This is a genomic window from Rhizobium mayense, from assembly GCF_030272705.1.
In the GTDB taxonomy this organism is placed as follows: Bacteria; Pseudomonadota; Alphaproteobacteria; order Rhizobiales; family Rhizobiaceae; genus Rhizobium; species Rhizobium mayense.
In genome coordinates this window covers 21,301-40,679 of the sequence record NZ_JARFYM010000038.1, presented here as the reverse complement: position 1 = coordinate 40,679, position 19,379 = coordinate 21,301, and the positions used below count along the sequence as shown (strand labels likewise).

Here is a 19,379-nt window from a genome sequence, read left to right as displayed (position 1 = left end):
GAGATCAAATGGGGTCCGAACACGGGCATCTTCAACACCGCCCCTATCGCTCCACCGCCCTTGTGACGAATCCATGCTTGTCGAAGTTGTTGTTTTACAGTTAACCGGGCTCATCCTCAATTTCTGTGGTTCAGTGGCAGCATTCTCGCCCTCATCAGTTCTGGGCCGGCGCGCCCGTACATTGCTCGCTTCAGCATCTTGAGGCGGTTGATCTGACCTTCGGCTTGACCGTCGCTCCAAGGGAGTTCGATTGCATTTTTGACGGCATCAGTATCCCGGCGCAGAACGCTGGCGAAACGCATGATTGCCGTGAACTCGGTGTCTACGGCATCGTCTATCCCTTCATCCAGTGCTTGCGAGCGCCCGCTGCGCAAGATGCCGTTGAAGCGCATGGCCAAGCCACGCATGATAGCGAACCCTCGAGAGCCCTGCTTCAATGCGTTGACCTTTCTGGCCTGACGATCTGTCAGCAGGCCGCGCGGTTTTATGCACAAAGCTGCAGCCACCGCTGACGAGATCATATGGCCCGTGTCGGGATCGCGGACGGGTTCTGAAACATCCATCTCCGGAGGCGACCGTCGGGTTGAATGTTTTCGACTTCACGCCACACCTTCAACAGGCGCTCCAGATTGGAGCGGCTGCCCGTGTAACCGCGGTTCTTGATATCGTAAAACAGATGGCGCCCAACCCGGTTTCCATTTTTCCAGCATTCAGCCAGGAAAGCTTCAAAATACAGTGGCGATGTCGGATTCAATGCCGCCCGATTTCTGTCTCGAGGTGCATTGGAAGTAAGCCAATTCGATGCTGCGGCGCTCGTATCCGGTCCGCCTTGCAATCTCGCTGTAGGTGAGGCCCTGCTGGCGCAAAGCTTGAAGCGTGTCGAATATTTCCTGACGGGATTTTCTGTGCGCCAAGCGGGCTCGGCGCTGTTGTGACCTGGCGCTGGCGACAGCATCTTCGGAGAGAATGGGTCTAACATGGGCGTGACCATAAACGCTCATCTGTTCCTTGATTGCCTCCCTGAGATTTTGGACCAGATGAAAACGGTCAGCCACCTGGCGGGCCTGAGGCGCACCCTCTCGGGCTGCCTGAGCATACAAACCACAGCGATCTCGGCTCACGACCTCGATCGTCGGACGCTCTTGCAACCAAGATTTTGTGCTCTCGACGCTGCGATCGTCCCGTACCGCGAGGAATGTCGCCAGCTCCAATGATCGACGCCCACAACCCGAATAGTGTCTTTTTGTATGGACGCCGGATTACCGCGCTTCAATTGCCGCAAGATAGTGTCGTCGCTGACCGGCATGCCGAGCCGATGCATCAAGTTCTCTCCCGGACGACCACCCAGTCTGTGGCCAACCAAGCCCACAATCTCAGCCATCCGCTCGGTTCGTCGCACATAGGGTGCAGCAATCTCGGGCAGCCTGTCGGTGAAGGTTCGTCGCCCGCATTTCCGGTGTCTACACTGCCACCGGTTCAGTGCCAGCTTGATTTTCACAACTTGACCTTGAACAGGCAAGTCCTGGAGGCGTCGGTTGTGCCAGCCGTGCCGATGCCGGCTTCGCGTTCCACAATCCGGGCAGATACCGACAGGTTTCGCAGCAGCGGAAACAACCCAGTTTCTTCATCTTGAAGGGTGATACCCAGAATTTTGACCCCTGGGCCGGGTGACCATTTCAATTGCGCTCGCATCCTCTCAGATAGCAGTCGAGGCGCTAACATCCTGTTAACCACAGAGATTGAGGAAGAACCTCTCTTCCTGTTTCACCGCAAACATCAAACTGCCGCCGATCACCGAACCTTCGCACAGAGGCTATCGCCGTTTGGCGTAAAATCACGCTGCCGAACGCCACATAAGGTCGACCGCCGCGGCACTCTAACGCCCTCTTTAAGCTAAGGCGACGCTGCCGCTGGCGTAGCGGCGCGTGGTCGGGGCATCCTTGGAAAAGTTGGCCATGGAACGTTCCTCCTGTTGAAAGGAATCCCATGGTCGGCCAACACCCACTGCCGGCCTAGAACTTCGGATAATCACACCAGCCTTACCGCGAGCGCCCTCCCGCGCAGCGGGTTCGTGCATGGGGGCGCAAAGCTGTCAAAGTCTTGCTCCTGAAAGGACTCGAATCCTCAGCCCACCTTTTGGCCACCGCCAAACTGCTATTCCCTCGGATGAATTCTAAAGATCAACAGCTGAGCGCGATAGACAGGACGGTGGCCGCTAGGCCTGTCGGCAGTTTCATCTTCGTTCGTTTGGCGCTCAGAGCGCCATATTATTCCCGTGGCGAACCACAAAAATCGAGCTTTTGACCGTTTCGGCGGATTCTATAAATGCAATCACAGTAGTTATAAAGTTGGCTTTGCCGCCTCAATCTGATTCCAGTTGCAATCACCACGAGAATGTATTAGTAATTACTTGGGGACAATACTCAGTTGTTACGTCGCCAATCTATAAAGTCGCGTAACTAATTGTGATTAATACGTCATATCACGCAACATAAACTGTTATTTTCTGCAGCGCTTTTCGTGAACGCGAGGGCGTTGCTATGCGATGCACTGCGAATTTTTTGTGTGCCCGTGCTCTGACGTAGCTGATGGCTTTCGGAACAATTCCACGTGACTGGCTATGATCCGCGAAACGATCGAGGCGGGGGCGAAGCGCATCATGATCCAAACGGTTTACTTCGCGACCAATCGTCAGCCGCTACTGGATCCATCGGATCCACAGCAAAAGCGGATCATTGGCTTCGGATCGGAGCTTGGGCCGACCAGCGGTATCGATGTTCGCTACGGGAGCGCGAAGATCGAGGTAAATCTTTCGAAAAAGACAAATGTCCTTGTTACGGGATCGTTGGTAGTCGCCAACCAACACCTGTTGTTCACCGAAGGTCAATCGCCAATTTTGGGTAGTGACACAATCTTTGATGCCATAAGGGCGTCGATGAAGGCCGATAATAAGCCCACGATCGCGTTCATCCACGGCTTCAGCAACAGTTTCGTCGATTCCATTGAACGCGGCGGCTGGCTGAGCGCCTTCTGCGGAATAGACGTGAACATGTTCGTCTTCTCCTGGCCGTCGATCATTTCGTTGCTGCCAACGCCGACGCCGTTTGGAGACTACACCCACGATCGCAAAACAGCGGCCGCCTCTGGGCTGGCGGTCGCTCGAACCCTGCGCCGTCTCAGCGATTTCGTTGATAAGCTGGATCAGGAAGATCGCTGCGACCAGAGTATCCATCTCATCTGCCACAGCATGGGAAATTACGTGTTCAGAAACGGGCTGCAGGCTCTTATGACGCTGCCGGAACCCGCCTCTTCGGCCCTTTCTGCCGTCAACGCCATGACATCTCTCGACGGCCCGTCGCCCTCACTCCGTCGCTATTTCGACAAGGTGATCCTGGCGGCTGCAGACGAAGACGCCGATGCTTTCGATGACCCCACGAAACTCAAGTTTCTGCCCAGGATCTGTAGGTCAGTCACCGTGTATTACTCGGAGAAAGACTGGATACTGGGGACGTTGAGCCGTGGCACGAAATTCAACGGCCCCCGCCTCGGGTCGGACGGCCCCGACAATATGAGCACCATCAGCGACAAAGTGTCAGCGGTTGACGTCAGCGATGTGCTGGAAGCATCGGAGCCAGAAAATCATCAATATTACCGCGTGTTTCCGCAGGTCCGCGACGACATAAAGGCGGTTCTCAAGGGGACGCCGCCTGACAAGATCGCAAATCGTCAGGCGATTTCGCAAGCGCGGTGGAAGATCGTCAAAAAAGCGGGGAAAATTGCATGAGTAAGATATGCTCAGTGATTTCTCTTCGTTCGGAGCGTCTAATTCAGACCGCGATATGGTCGATCCTTGCCGCGTTGTCTTTGCTGGTAAATTCCGGCGTTGCGGCCGAAACCTTATCTGCGACAACCACTCTAAAAATCGACACCGGTGAACCAAACCCGAAGGCCGAGGATATGCGCTTCAGCGGCGCGGCTTGCGATGTCGTCGCGGGGTTACGACGCTCTTGCTTGCTGGTGGGAGACGAGTTCCGGTACGCGCGACTATTTGCGTTCGATGATCAGAAATTGTCGACGGGCAAGAAGGTCTACCTTCTTCCGAAGGCAAATCCCAACCCACCTTCTGGGGGCAACGCAGAGTTTGACGAGACGGATGCCGAAGGCGTCGCTTTCGATGATAACTACTACTATCTCATTGGTTCTCATAGTCGGAACAAGCACGGCGAGCAGCAGCCGTCGCGCTATTTCGTTTATCGAATAAGGGTCGACGGCACGACCGGACTACCGGATGACTACGGGACATCAAAGACTGCTTCCGGTTCCGTTGAGCGCAGCTCCGTGTTGGCATCGGAGCTCGAGAAAGTTAGTGTTTTTAACTCAGAGTTTCCCGCCGACCCATCGTGTGGCGCATTACAAGCTTCTACCGGCCAAACTCCACTGGAATTGGCGCCTGAGCAGAATGGCGTCAATATCGAGGGATTGGCCGCATCGAACGGTCAGCTCTACATTGGATTTCGCGGTCCGCTTAAGAAGACCGGAGCCGTCATCGGCATCATCAATGCGTCTGCCGTGTTCGACCACCAAGAACCTCACTTCAAGCCCCAGCAAGTCCAGCTCGGCAACTGTCAAGCCGTTCGAGATCTGGCAGCCGTGCCGGGAGGAGTGCTGATCCTATCCGGGCCACAGAGCAGACAGTCCGGCCCCGCGTCGATCTTTTTCTGGAAGCCTGGTTCAGAAGTGCAACGGTTGGCGGATCTCGATCAAACTTGGTCGGGAGGTGCCCAACCTGAAACGCTGACGATCACAAGAGAGCATGCCGATCGGTATTCAGTCTTGGTGACGCAGGACGGGGACAATAACGGTCCCCCAGCCACCTACGAAATTCCAAAGCAGCGAAATTGAGAAAGCAAAGCAATCTTCCAAAAGTCTCGACCAAATCGGGGGGCATCGATGGCAATCGAAATCACAATTGAGCGTAAGGACAGGACTTACAAGGCAAGAGCGGACGGCGCGGCCGCATTTTACGTTGGGCTGTCCACGCATTACCGGGACAAGAGCTCTGGGGAAGACTTTCAAGGGCTATATAACGTTCCGACGAACGGGCTTCCCAAGCTCGTCTACTCGGCCGCCGACCAGAGGTCCGCCTTTGGGTTTTGGGCCGATGTCATCGAGCCGACATCCAAATGTGAAGGCGGCAATTATCTCACACTCAACACCTATGATCGCGCCAAATTCACCTTCGGTTTTGGACAATTCGGGGCACACGTTCCGGATGGCGATTTCGTCATCTACTTCCGCGACATGCTCGGACGCCCGGAGGCGACGGACTACTTTCCGGACCTGAAGGTCAAGGCGGGCCGGATCACTCGGCTCTCGACAACGGGCGAGGTCCCGCTGGAGAGTTCAAGTTCGACGCGGCCGTTGATGGACTATCTCAATCCCTCGACCACACACATCGAGGATGACGAGGTCATCGCGTCGGCGAAATTCATGCATTGGACCGCAAACCATGAGGCTGCGCAAGCAATGCAAGTCTTCCATATGATCGGTACCTTCAAGGGCTTGATGGCGGCGGCGGATAGAAATCTGGACCTCAATGGGAAAACAGCGGATCTGTGCGTCATCGTTTGCGACATACTTCACCAGGGCCGGTCGAAATATCCGGCGATCCGACAAGCATTGGCTTCGTCCAATAAGCGAGACGCTTTGTTGGCCCTCGGCTCAATATCTTACCCCGACCGCATCGCTACGTTGAAGGCAGCACTGAACGCGGCCGGGGCCTCTCTGACGGGAAAGCATTGGAGCACGTCGAAACAGGATTTTGTGTGAAGGGGGGTCCGCGATGTCCATTAATGAGGAGCTTGTTAGGGCCGCAGCCCAGCAGTGGGAGAGGTGGGGATTCTCCGTGGCGCCACTTCACAAGCCGAAGGCGGTCGTTGGATCGGAGGAAAAGCAACCCTTCGTGGGATATGTCCATGATTATTGGGTGGTGGTTAATAGGCCCGACCGAAACGGTCTGACAGACAAGCCTTGGTCCGCGGCGTTCATCTCGTTTTGCTTCAAGACTGCCGATCCTTCAAATTCCTTTCCGTACAACGAAGGTCATTACGGCTACTGCCAAAAGATCATGAAAGGGATGAAAGCTGAAAATCCCAAGATCACGATCGAGAAGCCAGCCGACACCGTCCTGGAGCTGGGCGATCTGATCTGGGCGGGAAGAGCAGGGACCGGTTGCGGAACTCCGCCGGGCACCTATGACGCGGCAATGGACGCACTTCGAAAGAAGGACGGCTTCTTTTGCAGCCACGCCGACATTGTAGTCGCCATTCGGCCCGGTGAAGTCGATGTGATCGGAGGAAACGTCTCCGATTCCGTGACGAAGACAACGTATGTCACGAGCAACGGGAAGATTGCCGACCCGCGCCACGCGTGGGTCGGCGTCATCAGGAACACGATTTGAGAAGGCGGGAGTCGTTCGCTTGGGCTCCGCCGACTAAGTTTCGGGGATACTACAGGAGGGCGGATCGCGCGAAGGCGTCGATGAAGGTAGCGCGGTCTAATTGGTGAAAAGATGCTCGCGCTGAAACGCCGACGCTTGCCCAAATTGTCCTTTAGTGGGGATTTGACCATGACAGCACAAGCAAGCCTGATTGCCAATCCGGCGTCCGACAGACAGGACGACGAAGGGGTCGCACGCGCCTCTAGCGAAAAAAAGCCGAGTCCCTCCGCGCGAGCAGCGTTGCCGGTAAGGCGTTCGATCTTTTGGCCGTTCAGCTGGAACGGCCAGGTGCGCCGGTCCGGAGGGACATTTTCGACGATCATACTTAGACCAGAGGACATCGTCGCCAACGCCCCATCAACCAAATATGCCCAGAAGCTATTCGGCGAGCTTAGTGCAATCAAGGACGATCGTTACATCTATTTCGACGACCTGCGACGCAAGAGTTCTGCGTGGGTCAATGGATCACGGCGGCTGTTGGCAGTTCTCGGCTCCGTAGCATTCCTCCTAACAGCATCGGCGGCAGGGCTAAATTTCATTCCGGCCAACGACGCCGCGCGCTTTACCGACCTTGAACGCTGGACGTTTTTGGCTGCCTTGCTGACCTATGCCTTGATGGGAGCTTTTGCATTTTATGATCGTACCACTGATGCGACATCCGCTTATTTCCGGCATGTGACAATCCTTTTGTCGATCCGCGACCTCTGGAGCACGTTCGAATTTTCAATCGCCAAATGCCTGACGAACGTCGCGCCGGATGACTCGGCCACCACAACCAAGCAACAACTTCTAGAGGTCGCTCAAGCGTTTAGCAAAGAGCTAGATGCAGTTACCGCCCAGGAAATGACGGATTGGAAGACCGAATTCACCGCCGCTTTGAGCCAGCTGCAGCAGGCCGCTGACAAAGGCGGCAGCGACCTCAATGACCGGCTCGAAGCTCTGGAAAAAGCTACCAAGGCCACTGCCGATGAGGCGATAGCGGCAGCTAAACCCGGACTGCTCAACATAACGATATCTGATGATTTCGACGGTCAAGCCGTGATCTTCGTCGACGAAAAAGAAGCTGTCCGCACCTCTGGGAAACACACTGCCATCGCCAATCTTGCAACCGGCCCACGAACCATCCGGATTGGGGCCAAGAAGGGTGATCGCGAAATGCAGACCGCGGTGGCGATCGAGATCAAGCCCGGCATCAATGATCGCAGTTTTGATTTGAGCTGAAAAGCCAACATCCGAGCAGCCTCGTAACAGCCAAAGCCACTGGCGCCTTGGGTGCTGCCACACGGCAAGAATGTCTGAAAGAGTCCACGAAAGAGTTTTTGGAGGATTATGATGCCAAAAGTAACGAATGAGAACGCAGACTTATCCGTCTCCGCCTATGCCGGCGACGCCAAGGTCATGCTTGCCTTTGATCTAAAGACACCGCAAAGTCGCAGGAAACTTGCAGGCTTCACCATTGAAGTCACGCCACAGGGGCATCCCTCCTATTACCTCTACAATAATTTGAGCTTCGAGATCCCGGCTAACCATGCTCAGATTGCGACCGAGCCAGTCTATTCGACAGCCAACGCACCGATCCATAAGTTCCGCTGGGTGCACGTGCCGGGTCTCGATCACCAGGGGCTCAATCCGCCCTTCGCAAACTATAGCTACAGGGTGACGCCTCGCTACTTCGACGACAACCAGCATATGCTCGCTCTCGACGATGGATTGGGTGTTTCGGTCACGATCCCCCTCCAACCCTTCCACAAGCAGGGCTTGAGACTGGGCTTCACGCGTGGCTTCGTGCAGAGCCAGGCCTTCTTGCATCACTTTGGGGAAAACGCGCCGATCCGACCGCATAACCAACCCCTCGTCTACGATACCAATGCAGTGGCGGGCCAGGATCGGCAGGGCAATCCGTTTACCTATGAGCAGCAATATCGGTGGCTGGGCTTTACCGCGCGTGAACGCATCCGAGAGATCTTGGACGCGATCAAAGGCGCCCCTCAGCTCAGTCTCGACGTCTTCGCCTATGATCTGGATGAGCCAGGAATCATCTCTGACCTATTGGAGCTCGGTCCGACCGGCAGGGTACGCATCATTCTCGACAATGCGGATCTGCATCACGATCCAAGCGATCCGACGCTCGAGGATGAGTTTGCAGAAGCTTTTGCCGCAAAGGCTGGGGCCGGTAAGATCCTGCGCGGCCGTTTCGGCCGCTTCGCGCATGACAAGATCTTCATCGTCTATCAAAGCAGTATGCCTATGACTGTGCTTACCGGATCCACTAATTTTTCCGTCACCGGCATCTACGTGAACTCCAACCACGTGATCGTTTTCGAGGATGCGGACGTCGCTACTCTCTACGCCCGGGTCTTTGACGAGGTCTGGACCGACAAGGCAACCGCCAGTCATTTCGCCGCAAGCCCCCTCGCCGCGCAGGCCTTTCCTTTTGCGACGGCAACGGTGCCGCGGTTCGACGTCAGCTTCTCCCCGCGCAGACAGCCGGTCGCGTTAGCCCGGCTAAATGAAATCGTTGATCGCTGTCGGACGGAGGCACGAGACCATGGCAATGTCTTCTTTGCGGTCATGGAACTGAGGAGCCAAAGCCCCAACCCCGTTTATGAGGCCCTGACTAATCTCCACGCCGATCCTAATCTCTTCAGTTACGGCATTTCCGACAGCCCGAAGGGGATCAGCCTCTATCCAGTCGGCGCCGGCACCGGTGTGCTTGTTACCGGCAAGCCGGGAAGCACGGCCTTGCCGCCGCCCTTCGACCAGGTTCCTCATATCGGCAGTGGCCATCAGATCCACCACAAATTCGTTGTCTGTGGTTTTGGAGGGACCGACCCGGTCGTCTATTGCGGTTCTTCGAACCTCGCGCTTGTCGGCGAGCAGGTTAATGGCGACAATCTTCTGTGCATCCACGATGCCGACGTGGTGACTGCCTTCACGATTGAAGCGCTGCTTCTCGTCGACCACTTCAATTTCCTGGATTCGATGCCAAAAGAAGCGACGTCTCCGTCGCCACCTGCTGACAAGCGGAGTGCAGCTCAGGCAGCTGGTTGGCATCTCTCGACCACAGATGCATGGGCGCAGAAATATTTCGATCCTGCCGATCTTCACTGCCGTGATCGTCAGCTGTTTGCCTAGGCTATCGGAGAGACGGTCGCGGCAAGGAGCCGCACATGGTTCGCTTTCTTCGGCACCTATCCGCTGAAGAAGGAGGAGCCGGGGCAACGCTTCGATCTGCATATTGCCGCCTTGTTTACTGTCTTGTGTCTGACCGGAGAGATAGGTCACGTCTTGGACCGGAGAGATGGGTAAGGCTTTCCGCCTTGGCGGAAGGTATTGATGCCCTGAAGAGAGGCGTCGGCGATGGAGGAACGTCTTCAGTTTGCCGCCCATCTTTTGGAAGGCGAAGGCGTGAGTGATGTGCCGTCAGTGGCACAACAATACTCCCCGATCGTGGGCTTTCTTGAGATGGACATGCCAAGTGGGTGACGTGGGCGACCGATTGCATGACTTTGCGGTTCGGCTGGCTCATGTCGCTCATTCCACTGCGACATATGGCTAGGCTGTATTGAAAGAGTTGCCCGGCCTCTGGATATGCTCAATTAATTCATCATTTGCTAATTCAATGAAGGATAGCAACCAGGCGAAATCGAATATCGTCCGGGAAACCGCAATAACTCCGTGTTTTTTAGCGTTTTTTGTGGCTGCCGGATGCCGCGCTCAATGCTTCCCTCTTCCCTAGATACCTCACTTCTGCTACTATAGAGTGAGTTAGGGAGGGTAAAATGCGTATTTTCGTTCTACTCGTTGCCTTGGGGCTATGCTTGTCGGCTGGGGTAGCCATTTCGCCAGCTGCGATCGCAGGCCCATGCGACCCGAACGTCGCTCGCTGCTAGCGAAGGATAGCTCGGATCTATCGGCTTTGATTGGTTCATTTAGGACCTGCGCATGCCACCATCTCGGGGGGGCGGATGGATAACGTTTGGCCAGCAGACATCCCGTGGTCTTTGTGGAAGTACCAAGGGTTAAACCTTAGTGACGTGCCCCAACTTCCCATGATGGGCGTCCGGTTCGATCCCTCTTTCCTCTATGCCTTTGCTTTCGGTTGCATTTTCGTGATGTTCTTCTCGTGGCCCAGATTCAAGAGCAAGGGCAGGAACATTAGCGCCACGTCCGAAGCGCTGCGCAACTTCGACGCAACCGATCTTGGCGGCCAAAATTCGCTTCACAGAGCCTATTTCATCTACGCAGGTGCACTGCTCATCCTTTATGTATCGCTCACCTTTTTCGGCAAGCTCATCTTCCAGGCAACGCAGATGATTCCTGTTGCCGGCATCTCGGTGGATATTGCCGAATTGAAGTTCGACAGCCCGCAATGGCCTCTCACGCTTGCCTTCGCTTTTGCGGGGCTTGCGGATCTGCTTCCTCCCGTGCGGCTTGCCGAAGAGTGGCTTCGAAATCGTGCTTTCCGCGCCGCTGGTATCCCCGTGCGTATCGAGCAGACGACACGCAGCCTCATCGCAACGCTGGAGGAGCCTTCCGTTCGTCTAGCACAGGATGGGAAGGGGAACGGTGGCAACAAAAGCGCCGGTTCGCTTCGTGAGTTGTTGGAGGTCTATCGCGAGAACTGGAAAGAGCAGATTGAAGGCAATGAACGCGTAAAACGGTTACTCGGGAAGCGGATCTCCCGAAGCAAGGAACTGCTCAACCTCCTATCGGAAATCGAACTGCTCGTCGTTTGGGCAAAGACCACCCGTGGGAGCTGGCCGGGCTCCGAAGTTTCAGCCCACGTGCGAGATGCCGAGAGCGATTTCGTCGGTCGGGCGGATAGGCTGCTGAACGACTGTCAGCGAAGGCTGCGGGAAACTGTGGATCCATCCAAACCCGAAACGCATTCCACTGAAGCCCGGTTTGATGATTATCTTTCGCAGGTCATCAAAGACGCTACCGCGATCCGCTTCGAGTTGGTGACCTTACTCGCGATCTTCCTCGAGCGCGATCCGGACTTTCGAGGACCAGGGAAGGCGCCAAAACCGGGTAATGTCCACCCTATCGACGCCCTTGCCGATCTGCTGCGGGCGACGGATCGGCCCGACGCCGTCGGCAGCGGGCCGGAAGCCGGGCTTCTGGTGTCGCTCATTCCAGTCTTCATCATTTTTGCTGCGGGCGCCTGGCAGGGCGGGCAAGAGCTTGTCAGCCAGTATGTCGAAACGACAAATCTGGCTGGCGTCCTGCTCACTGCCCTGGTAGGGACACTCACAATCGCTTCCCTTACCTGGCTGCCTCTTCTTGCGGCATTTTCGCTCCGCCAATATCGATGGGACACGAAGGATTGGGCTGGAGCCCAATCGGGCAGCGAATACAGCCATTCATCGCGGTTGTCGCAGATGATGGCGTGCCTTGCACTTGCCTTGGCTGCGTCAGTGATCGGATTGACCGGCGTCGCGATGCTACGCGCATTCGCGGTCGCTCAGAATGCGAATTATTTCAACGCCCTGCTTGTCGGCGGATCGATTCCCTTCATGCTGTATTACCCGACTCTTGCCGTCACCGTTATTCCCATGGTGCCGATATGCCTCTTGGCGGCCGATGAGCGGGCTCACGGCAAACCGGTGTTCGGTTATGCTGTGACCTGCACTGTTGCGGTCCTAGTGTTCTCCATCGCTCACAGTTCGTTCTGGGATCCCGGCTGGGCCCATGATTGCTTGAAAATGGCGACCATAGCGACCGCCGATTGCAGCCGGCGGACAGACACCCTCAGTCGCCTGATATTGCTGGTTCTGGTCTTTCTGTCGACCTGGGTTTTGGGACAGCCCGGTTCGAGCCGCATGCACTTGCGGATCGACCACAGGGCGGCCGGACTAGCGTTCTGCGTCATACTGGCAACCGCCTTTGCCCTGAGCACCCCGGTTCTCGCCAAGCGGATCAGGGTTGGCTTTCGCGACGATGTCGAGCCATTTTCCTACCTTGTCGATGACGGAAATGGAAAGCCTCACCACATCGGCTATCTGGCTGACCTGTGTCACCAGATATTTGAGGGTGGAGAGTACACGGTCGAGGAGGAGCGGGTTGCGGCCGCCGAACGTTTCAAGCTGGTGAATGGAGAAACGGTCGACAACAAGCTACCCATCCAGGTTCTGTGTGATACGGTCACTATGCGCTTTTCCGGATCGTCGCTCAGCGCTAACGGTGATGACGATAATGATGCCGATGGGCAGGCCAAGCGTAACTGGAATAGTGTTTACTCGCCGATTGTATTCACTTCCGGCGTCTCATATTTGGATCGGTCGTCAAGGGATGCCACGACACGGTCGGGCGACGTTGCCATTGGTTATGTCTCCGCGACGACCGCCGCTGACGTTGCTCTGAAGAGCTGTCAGGTCGACCTTTTCAAGGTATTTCCGCCTACCCAGCGAAAAGCGATCTATGAACGGTGCCGCTTTCTCGATGCGGCAGCTGGGGCAAAGCGCAGGATCCGGATATTTCGGGATAGCAGGACCCGGAATATTTTCGGAGATGACAAGCTCCGGAACGCCGCCCAAACATCGATAGAAAAGGCGCTTATTTATGCTCGGATCCTGAAAGATCTCACAATTCAGCCACCCGATGAGGCTCCATCGCTTCTCCCTCTCCCGTCCAAGCAGATGGCTAGCAATCTGCTGACGACACTGAACGAGGTCTGCCCACTCGGCACGAAGGAGCCAGATGAGAAGGGCGAGCAAATCAAACTGTGCGAGACGGCATTTGATAACGGAAACTTGGACAAGCTGGAATTGGCCCTTACCGATCAGGTATGCCCACCGACCAACTCGGCTGCCAAGGACGATAAGACCGAAAAAAAGTCCTGGCGCGAATATCATTTCTGTCCCATGGATGACTATGGTGACCTCATCCAATGGTTCTGTGGCGCGAACACGGGACTACGGCCCATCTTCATGGGCGATCGAGAGCTTATTCTCGGTAAGCTCGACAGTTGGAACGCCACGAACACCCCATGTACGGTTGAGCAGCCAACTGGCGCTGAATATCTGACGTATGAGCCCTATGCGTTGCTCGTGGACAGGAATGATCCCGATCTGGTGCAGTTCGTCCAGAAACGCGTCTATGAGATATTCTCCCACCGCTCAACAGCAACGGCGCTGTTCGCCTCTTATTTCCCGAAGCGCAGCATGTCTCCCGCGCTCGCTTATCTCTTCCTGCTCAACGCGATTGATTCGGAGGAGGGCTATCTCATTCCGGGCGACAGTCATACAGATACGCACAGCGATGCTGGAAAACGCTGAAATTGACATCTCTATGGACGATAAAGGTCCATGACTGGACAGCGTTTCCGTTGAAAGGTCTTGCTTTGGACATTGCCCCTTAACTTATCCGATTTTGAGTTCATTTTAGTCGTTTTAGGACATGCCCTGCGCATTACAGGCTAATGTACCACGGTCAGCTGCGCTGCGTGACGGCGGTGGCAAAATTTCATGATTGAAACTGCCCTGCGACAATTGAGATTTTCGGACGAGGAGGCTACCGCTGTGGATCAGTGTACTTGTCGCGCCTTGAACCGATTCGAACTTGAGACCCACCAAATCCCCCAGCTCCATCCGAGGGCGCTAAATTGAATTACTTTCCCAATCTTCATGCCCGTGGCGAATTCGTATTACAAAAACTGTCTCATCGTCTTCGATCCGATAAACGATTAGATGTGCTTTGAAGGGATGAATTCTAACGGGCGGATCAACTTCATCCCGTTCGCGCGCGATGCGTGGATTGAAAGCTATCAGATCAAATAATGCGAAAAGTTCATCGTGGTAGCGCTTTGCCTGCCCCGCCCCGAACATACGGACACCTTGCTCGGCGATCGCAATAATGTCCTCTTCCGCTTCGACAGAAAGCTTAAAACTCATGACTTGCTGGCGCGAGCCATTGCTTCAGCAAAGAGTTCATCCTTTGATCGGATGCCAACACCACTTTGGAGCCCGGCCTCGACGAAGCTTTGCATGGCGGCAATCTTGTCGTTTCGTGTCTGGTCGCGGCGGATCAGGTCACGCACGTAGTCGCTAGCGTTCGAATATCGCCCGGTCCTAGCCTGGGCTTCCACCCAATCCTTCATCGAGTCTGGAAGAGATACGTTCATCGTGGCCATTGGTAACCTCCATTTGAAGGCACCATAACCGATTTTGGCAAAGTTTGTCAAAGGCGCTGGAAGGGATAATAACCAATACCCCTCCATGGCGGGTTGATGCCAACCGCCAGGCGCCGGTTGCCGACGTGCTCCGCGAACTTCCGCTCAGCACGGACCCAATTGTCTATGGTTCCGTCATCGACGTCGTCGGTTCGAACCGCGCTAGTAACCAGCCGGGCATGTCTCTACCCGGCTGGCTTGCGGCGAGCGGTATTATTTGGTGCTATCGATCGTGATCCGCTTGACGTTGGCTCGCGCCTTTTCGGTCTTCGGCAGCGTCACTGTGAGCAGGCCGTTCTTGAACGTAGCGGCAACCTTACCCTCATCGACCTGACGACCAAGAGCCAGTCGCCGTTCGAAGCGCCCGTAGTAGCGCTCGCTGAAGCGGCGATCCTTGTCCTCGGCCTCCTTTTTGTTTTCGCCGCGAAGCGTAAGCACACCGTCTTCCAGCAGCACCTCGACGGCGTCTGGATCGATGCCCGGAACCTCCGCTGTGATGCGGATCTCGTTGTCATTCTCCTCGATCTCCACGTGCGGCCACGCGCCATTGATGGGCGTATCACCGAACAACGATGGCGAGCCGAAACCGCGGAAGACTTCGTCGAACAAACGGTTGACATTGCGGTGCAGCGACAGGAATGGATCCATGTCATCACCGCGATACACGCTCGGAACCTGGCTGCTGCCACGGCTCCAAGGGATCAGATCACGTACACTCATAGCTTCATCCTTTCTTCGGTTTCTTTTTCTCCTTTTTGTCAACTGCTTCCTCGGCTGTTCGGCAACAACCGAGGATCGAGTATTGCGCGCCACACTAGGCTGCCTTGTCGCCTTCGATCTGCTTCGAAGCGGGCTTCGTCGGCTCGGCCTGGATGGCTATTCGACGCGGCTTCATCTCCTCAGGGATTTCCTTTTTGAGATTGATGACGAGGAGCCCGTTTTCGAGCTTTGCGCCCTCGACGATGACATGATCGGCGAGTTCAAATCTGCGCGCAAACGGCCTCACAGCGAGGCCCTGATGCAGGTACTGTACCTCCTCATCCTCCGACTTCGCGCCGTTGACCACGAGCATGTTCGCCTCGTGGGTGATCGTCAGCTCGTCCTCGGCAAAACCTGCCACCGCGATGACGATGCGGTACGCGTCTTCGCCGAGTTTGACAATGTTGTAAGGCGGCCAGTTGTCACCGTTGAGGCTGGCGTTTTCGAGCAGGTCGAACATGCGGTCGAAGCCGATGCTTGACCTGTAGAAGGGGGTAAAGTCGAGGTTTGTTCTCATAACCACATCCTCCGTAGAGCAACATAGAAACGAGGGAGCGCCAAGAAGCTCGGCGCTCCCTGACCATGCCGACCCCATTTGGGCATCGACAGGAATCAGTTGGGAATGCCATTGTCTTGCGTCAAGAGGGGTGTCAAACCTAGTCGAGCCGGACCGGCGTGAAATGGCCCTGTGAATTCATGGCGTTAGCACTCAATAGGCACGAGTGCTAAAAAATTCTCTCCACCCTCTTGAAACTCGAAAAACCAGAAACCAGATCGATTGGCGCGCGATGCCGAAAGCATCGTACGCCCCGCGTCGGATTCGCTCCGAATGCGGCGCGGAGGAACCTCTAAAAACCTGTTTGTCCATGAGGAGAACGACATGTTCCATCCATTGCATGACCGAATCCTGGTCCGCCGCATTGAAGCCGAGGAAAAGACGGCCGGCGGCATCATCATCCCAGACACGGCGAAGGAAAAGCCGCAGGAAGGTGAGGTCATCGCTGTTGGGCCGGGCGCACGCGATGACAGCGGCAAGCTGGTCGAACTCGACGTCAAAGTGGGCGACCGTATCCTGTTCGGCAAATGGTCCGGCACAGAGATCAAGCTCAACGGTGAGGACCTCCTAATCATGAAGGAATCCGACGTAGTGGGCGTGATCGAGAGCGAAGCATCGGCGAAGAAGGTCGCCTGAGCGAGCCAGATCGATTGAAGGAGTAGAAAAATGGCTGCCAAAGAAGTGAGATTCCACACCGAAGCCCGCGAGAAGATGCTGCGCGGCGTCGATATTCTCGCCAATGCCGTCAAGGTCACGTTGGGCCCCAAGGGACGCAACGTCGTTATCGACAAGTCGTACGGTGCGCCCCGCATCACCAAGGACGGCGTGACCGTCGCCAAAGAGATTGAGCTTGAAGACAAGTTCGAGAATATGGGCGCCCAGATGGTGCGCGAAGTGGCCTCGAAAACCAGTGACATCGCCGGCGACGGTACCACCACGGCAACGGTTCTCGCCCAGGCGATCGTCAAGGAGGGAGCGAAAGCCGTCACCTCCGGCATGAACCCCATGGACCTCAAGCGTGGCATCGACAAGGCGGTCGACGCTGTGGTCGCGGAGCTGCGGAGGAACGCCCGTAAAGTCACCAGGAACGACGAGATCGCCCAGGTTGGCACAATCTCGGCCAATGGCGACGCGGAGATTGGCCGTTTCCTTGCAGAGGCGATGGAAAAGGTCGGCAACGAAGGGGTGATCACGGTCGAGGAAGCCAAGACCGCCGTGACGGAGCTCGAGGTCGTTGAAGGCATGCAATTCGACCGCGGTTATCTCTCGCCTTATTTCATCACCAATCCGGACAAGATGCGCGTCGAGCTGGAGGAACCATACATCCTGATCCACGAGAAGAAGCTCTCGAACCTGCAGGCGCTGCTTCCGGTGCTCGAGGCGGTCGTTCAATCCGGCAAACCGTTGCTGATCATCGCCGAGGACGTGGAGGGTGAGGCGCTGGCGACCCTCGTGGTCAACAAGCTGCGCGGCGGTCTGAAGATCGCTGCTGTCAAGGCGCCGGGCTTCGGCGATCGCCGCAAGGCCATGCTCGAGGACATCGCCATCCTGACCGGCGGGACGGCGGTTTCCGAGGACCTCGGCATTAAGCTCGAAAACGTCACCCTCAACATGCTTGGCCGTGCGCAGAAGGTCGTCGTCGAGAAGGAAACCACGACGATCGTCGACGGCGCAGGCTCGAAGAGCGAGATTCAGGGCCGCGTCGCCCAGATCAAGGCGCAGATCGAGGAAACCACCTCCGACTACGATCGCGAGAAGCTGCAGGAGCGGCTGGCCAAACTTGCTGGCGGCGTTGCAGTCATCCGCGTTGGCGGCTCGACCGAGGTCGAGGTGAAGGAACGCAAGGACCGCGTTGACGACGCTATGCACGCCACGCGGGCGGCGGTCGAGGAGGGCGTGCTGCCCGGCGGTGGCGTCGCTTTGTTGCGAGCCGTCAAGGCACTCGACAGCGTTCAGACCGAGAATCCCGACCAGAGGCACGGCATCGAGCTTGTCCGCCGTGCAATCGAAGCGCCGGTGCGCCAGATCGCCGAGAACGCGGGTGCCGAAGGCTCGATCATCGTCGGTAAGCTGCGTGAGAAATCAGAATTTGGCTATGGCTGGAACGCCCAGACCAACGAGTTCGGTGACCTTTACGATCAGGGTGTGATCGACCCGGTCAAGGTCGTTCGCACTGCGCTGCAGGACGCTGCCTCGGTCGCCGGCCTGCTGATTACCACCGAGGCAATGGTTGCCGAGAAGCCGAAGAAGGATGTACCGGTCCCGCCGATGCCGCCTGGAGGCATGGACTTCTGATGTCCGTCTGAGTGACAAAGGAAGAACTTTGAAATGACCCGGAGATTTCATCGGCATGACGAGCCGTTGACCTCAGAGGATTTATTGAAATGCCAAGCGGCTCTTGACCAGTTCTGCCAACAGAACCACCTGGAAGCCTCATCTGAGGAAGCCGAGCGAGCGGCCGCGATCATCATCAAACTCTACCAGAAAGGCATCCATGACGAGCGACAACTGAAGCGAAACTCCTCGCAGACAGCATGTGTCCGAGCAGCATCGTGATAGGTCGCAGTATATTCGGCCCTCACATCGCGACCAAACGAGCCTTGGCCGAATGTGTTGTCGAAGATGGCATCCGGATCACCGGCAAGGTATCTTTCAGGAAGCGGTGCCTTCTGAGCAAGAAGCGTCCAGGGCCAGTAAGCCAGAGCAAATCTTGCATCGGCATGACCCCAACCCTCGGAGGAATGGCGTCAAACGCCGCCAGCCGCAGGACCTTTTCGGGGTGATCGAGCGTGAGGCGATAGGCGACACGCGCGCCGCGATCGTGACCGACGACATCGAATTTGGAGAATCCGAGCTTGTCCATAACCTCGACAAGCTCGTCGCCCATGGCTCTCTTCGAATAGGCATAATGGTTGTCACCCGAAGCGGGCACGCCGCTGCGCCCATAACCGCGAAGGTCGACACAAATGACGGTGTGGTTCTTTGCCAGGACCGGCGCCATGAAGCGCCACATCAGGCTGCTGCGGGGAAAGCCGTGCACGAGAAGCAGAGGAGAGCCGCTTCCATATTCGCGGACGAAAATCGTGTTGTCTTTGGTCTCTACATCGATCGGCTCGAAGTCGGTTGGACCGAACGCGCCAGCAACGGGCTTTATCGTGCTCGACTGAGCCGAAGCAGGTTTTGCCATGATTGCCGATGCGAGAACCGTGCCCGATGCCGCGGTCATGGCGCGCAGAAGGGCACGGCGGTGGAGGTCTGTCTTTCCAGTCATCTGTGAGATCTCCTGATCAAGAATATGGGGTGATTTTGAATTCCGGCTGCCTGAACGGTCCGTGCAGGAGGCTGATCGAGGATCAGCAACTCAAACGGGGCGAGAAATGTCTTCTTCGTGA

At 56.3% G+C, this 19,379-nt stretch carries 15 protein-coding genes and 1 pseudogene; 10 read left to right on the top strand and 6 right to left on the bottom strand.

Features of this window, described 5'->3' with window-relative positions:
* Nucleotides 1-116 precede the first annotated feature (116 nt).
* Nucleotides 117-1,692: pseudogene (locus PY649_RS29880) on the bottom strand (ISL3 family transposase).
* Nucleotides 1,693-2,620: 928 nt separating this feature from the next.
* On the opposite strand from PY649_RS29880, the gene PY649_RS29875 reads away from it, so the two are divergent.
* The 8 genes from PY649_RS29875 to PY649_RS29840 all read left to right on the top strand — a co-directional run bounded on the left by PY649_RS29875 (nt 2,621) and on the right by PY649_RS29840 (nt 13,779).
* Nucleotides 2,621-3,784 carry an alpha/beta hydrolase gene (locus PY649_RS29875; RefSeq protein WP_285872525.1) on the top strand — a complete coding sequence of 388 codons (1,164 nt, stop codon included), beginning with the start codon at nt 2,621-2,623 and terminating at the stop codon, nt 3,782-3,784.
* Nucleotides 3,781-4,902, top strand: a complete 1,122-nt coding sequence (locus tag PY649_RS29870) for a DUF3616 domain-containing protein (protein WP_285872523.1) — start codon at nt 3,781-3,783, stop codon at nt 4,900-4,902. Before PY649_RS29875 ends, PY649_RS29870 begins: the two co-directional genes overlap by 4 nt.
* A 48-nt stretch (nt 4,903-4,950) precedes the next feature.
* Entirely contained in the window at nt 4,951-5,829 is an 879-nt protein-coding gene (locus PY649_RS29865; RefSeq protein WP_285872522.1) for a hypothetical protein, read from the top strand.
* 13 nt (nt 5,830-5,842) lie between these two features.
* Nucleotides 5,843-6,460 carry a DUF2272 domain-containing protein gene (locus PY649_RS29860; protein WP_285872521.1) on the top strand — a complete coding sequence of 206 codons (618 nt, stop codon included), beginning with the start codon at nt 5,843-5,845 and terminating at the stop codon, nt 6,458-6,460.
* Nucleotides 6,461-6,628: 168 nt separating this feature from the next.
* Complete coding sequence (locus PY649_RS29855) at nt 6,629-7,720, top strand: hypothetical protein (protein ID WP_285872520.1); 1,092 nt, start codon at nt 6,629-6,631, stop codon at nt 7,718-7,720.
* Between the two features lie 111 nt (nt 7,721-7,831).
* Nucleotides 7,832-9,634, top strand: coding sequence for a phospholipase D-like domain-containing protein (locus tag PY649_RS29850; RefSeq protein ID WP_285872518.1), 1,803 nt, complete (start codon nt 7,832-7,834; stop codon nt 9,632-9,634).
* 225 nt (nt 9,635-9,859) lie between these two features.
* Nucleotides 9,860-9,985, top strand: a complete 126-nt coding sequence (locus PY649_RS29845) for a hypothetical protein (protein WP_285872517.1) — start codon at nt 9,860-9,862, stop codon at nt 9,983-9,985.
* A 482-nt stretch (nt 9,986-10,467) separates the two neighbouring features.
* Nucleotides 10,468-13,779: a type 2 periplasmic-binding domain-containing protein gene (locus PY649_RS29840; RefSeq protein WP_285872516.1), complete on the top strand. Its 3,312-nt coding sequence runs from the start codon at nt 10,468-10,470 to the stop codon at nt 13,777-13,779.
* 321 nt (nt 13,780-14,100) lie between these two features.
* Here PY649_RS29840 and PY649_RS29835 read toward each other — a convergent pair whose 3' ends face one another.
* From PY649_RS29835 to PY649_RS29820, 4 genes are all read right to left on the bottom strand, one after another.
* Complete coding sequence (locus PY649_RS29835; RefSeq protein ID WP_285872515.1) at nt 14,101-14,394, bottom strand: type II toxin-antitoxin system RelE/ParE family toxin; 294 nt, start codon at nt 14,392-14,394, stop codon at nt 14,101-14,103.
* Nucleotides 14,391-14,633, bottom strand: coding sequence for a type II toxin-antitoxin system ParD family antitoxin (locus PY649_RS29830; protein ID WP_285872514.1), 243 nt, complete (start codon nt 14,631-14,633; stop codon nt 14,391-14,393). Before PY649_RS29830 ends, PY649_RS29835 begins: the two co-directional genes overlap by 4 nt.
* 252 nt (nt 14,634-14,885) lie before the next feature.
* Nucleotides 14,886-15,392 carry an Hsp20/alpha crystallin family protein gene (locus PY649_RS29825; RefSeq protein ID WP_285872513.1) on the bottom strand — a complete coding sequence of 169 codons (507 nt, stop codon included), beginning with the start codon at nt 15,390-15,392 and terminating at the stop codon, nt 14,886-14,888.
* A 94-nt stretch (nt 15,393-15,486) separates the two neighbouring features.
* Nucleotides 15,487-15,948: an Hsp20 family protein gene (locus PY649_RS29820; protein ID WP_285872512.1), complete on the bottom strand. Its 462-nt coding sequence runs from the start codon at nt 15,946-15,948 to the stop codon at nt 15,487-15,489.
* A gap of 363 nt (nt 15,949-16,311) precedes the next feature.
* On the opposite strand from PY649_RS29820, the gene groES reads away from it, so the two are divergent.
* Together groES and groL are read left to right on the top strand one after the other, a co-directional pair.
* Complete coding sequence (gene groES, locus PY649_RS29815; RefSeq protein WP_285872511.1) at nt 16,312-16,623, top strand: co-chaperone GroES; 312 nt, start codon at nt 16,312-16,314, stop codon at nt 16,621-16,623.
* Nucleotides 16,624-16,653: 30 nt separating this feature from the next.
* Complete coding sequence (gene groL / locus PY649_RS29810; RefSeq protein WP_285872510.1) at nt 16,654-18,282, top strand: chaperonin GroEL; 1,629 nt, start codon at nt 16,654-16,656, stop codon at nt 18,280-18,282.
* Nucleotides 18,283-18,565: 283 nt separating this feature from the next.
* On the opposite strand, the gene PY649_RS29805 is transcribed toward groL, so the two are convergent.
* The gene (locus PY649_RS29805; RefSeq protein WP_285872509.1) at nt 18,566-19,258 is read right to left on the bottom strand and encodes an alpha/beta fold hydrolase; all 693 of its coding nucleotides are present in this window, start codon (nt 19,256-19,258) and stop codon (nt 18,566-18,568) included.
* Nucleotides 19,259-19,379 lie beyond the last annotated feature (121 nt).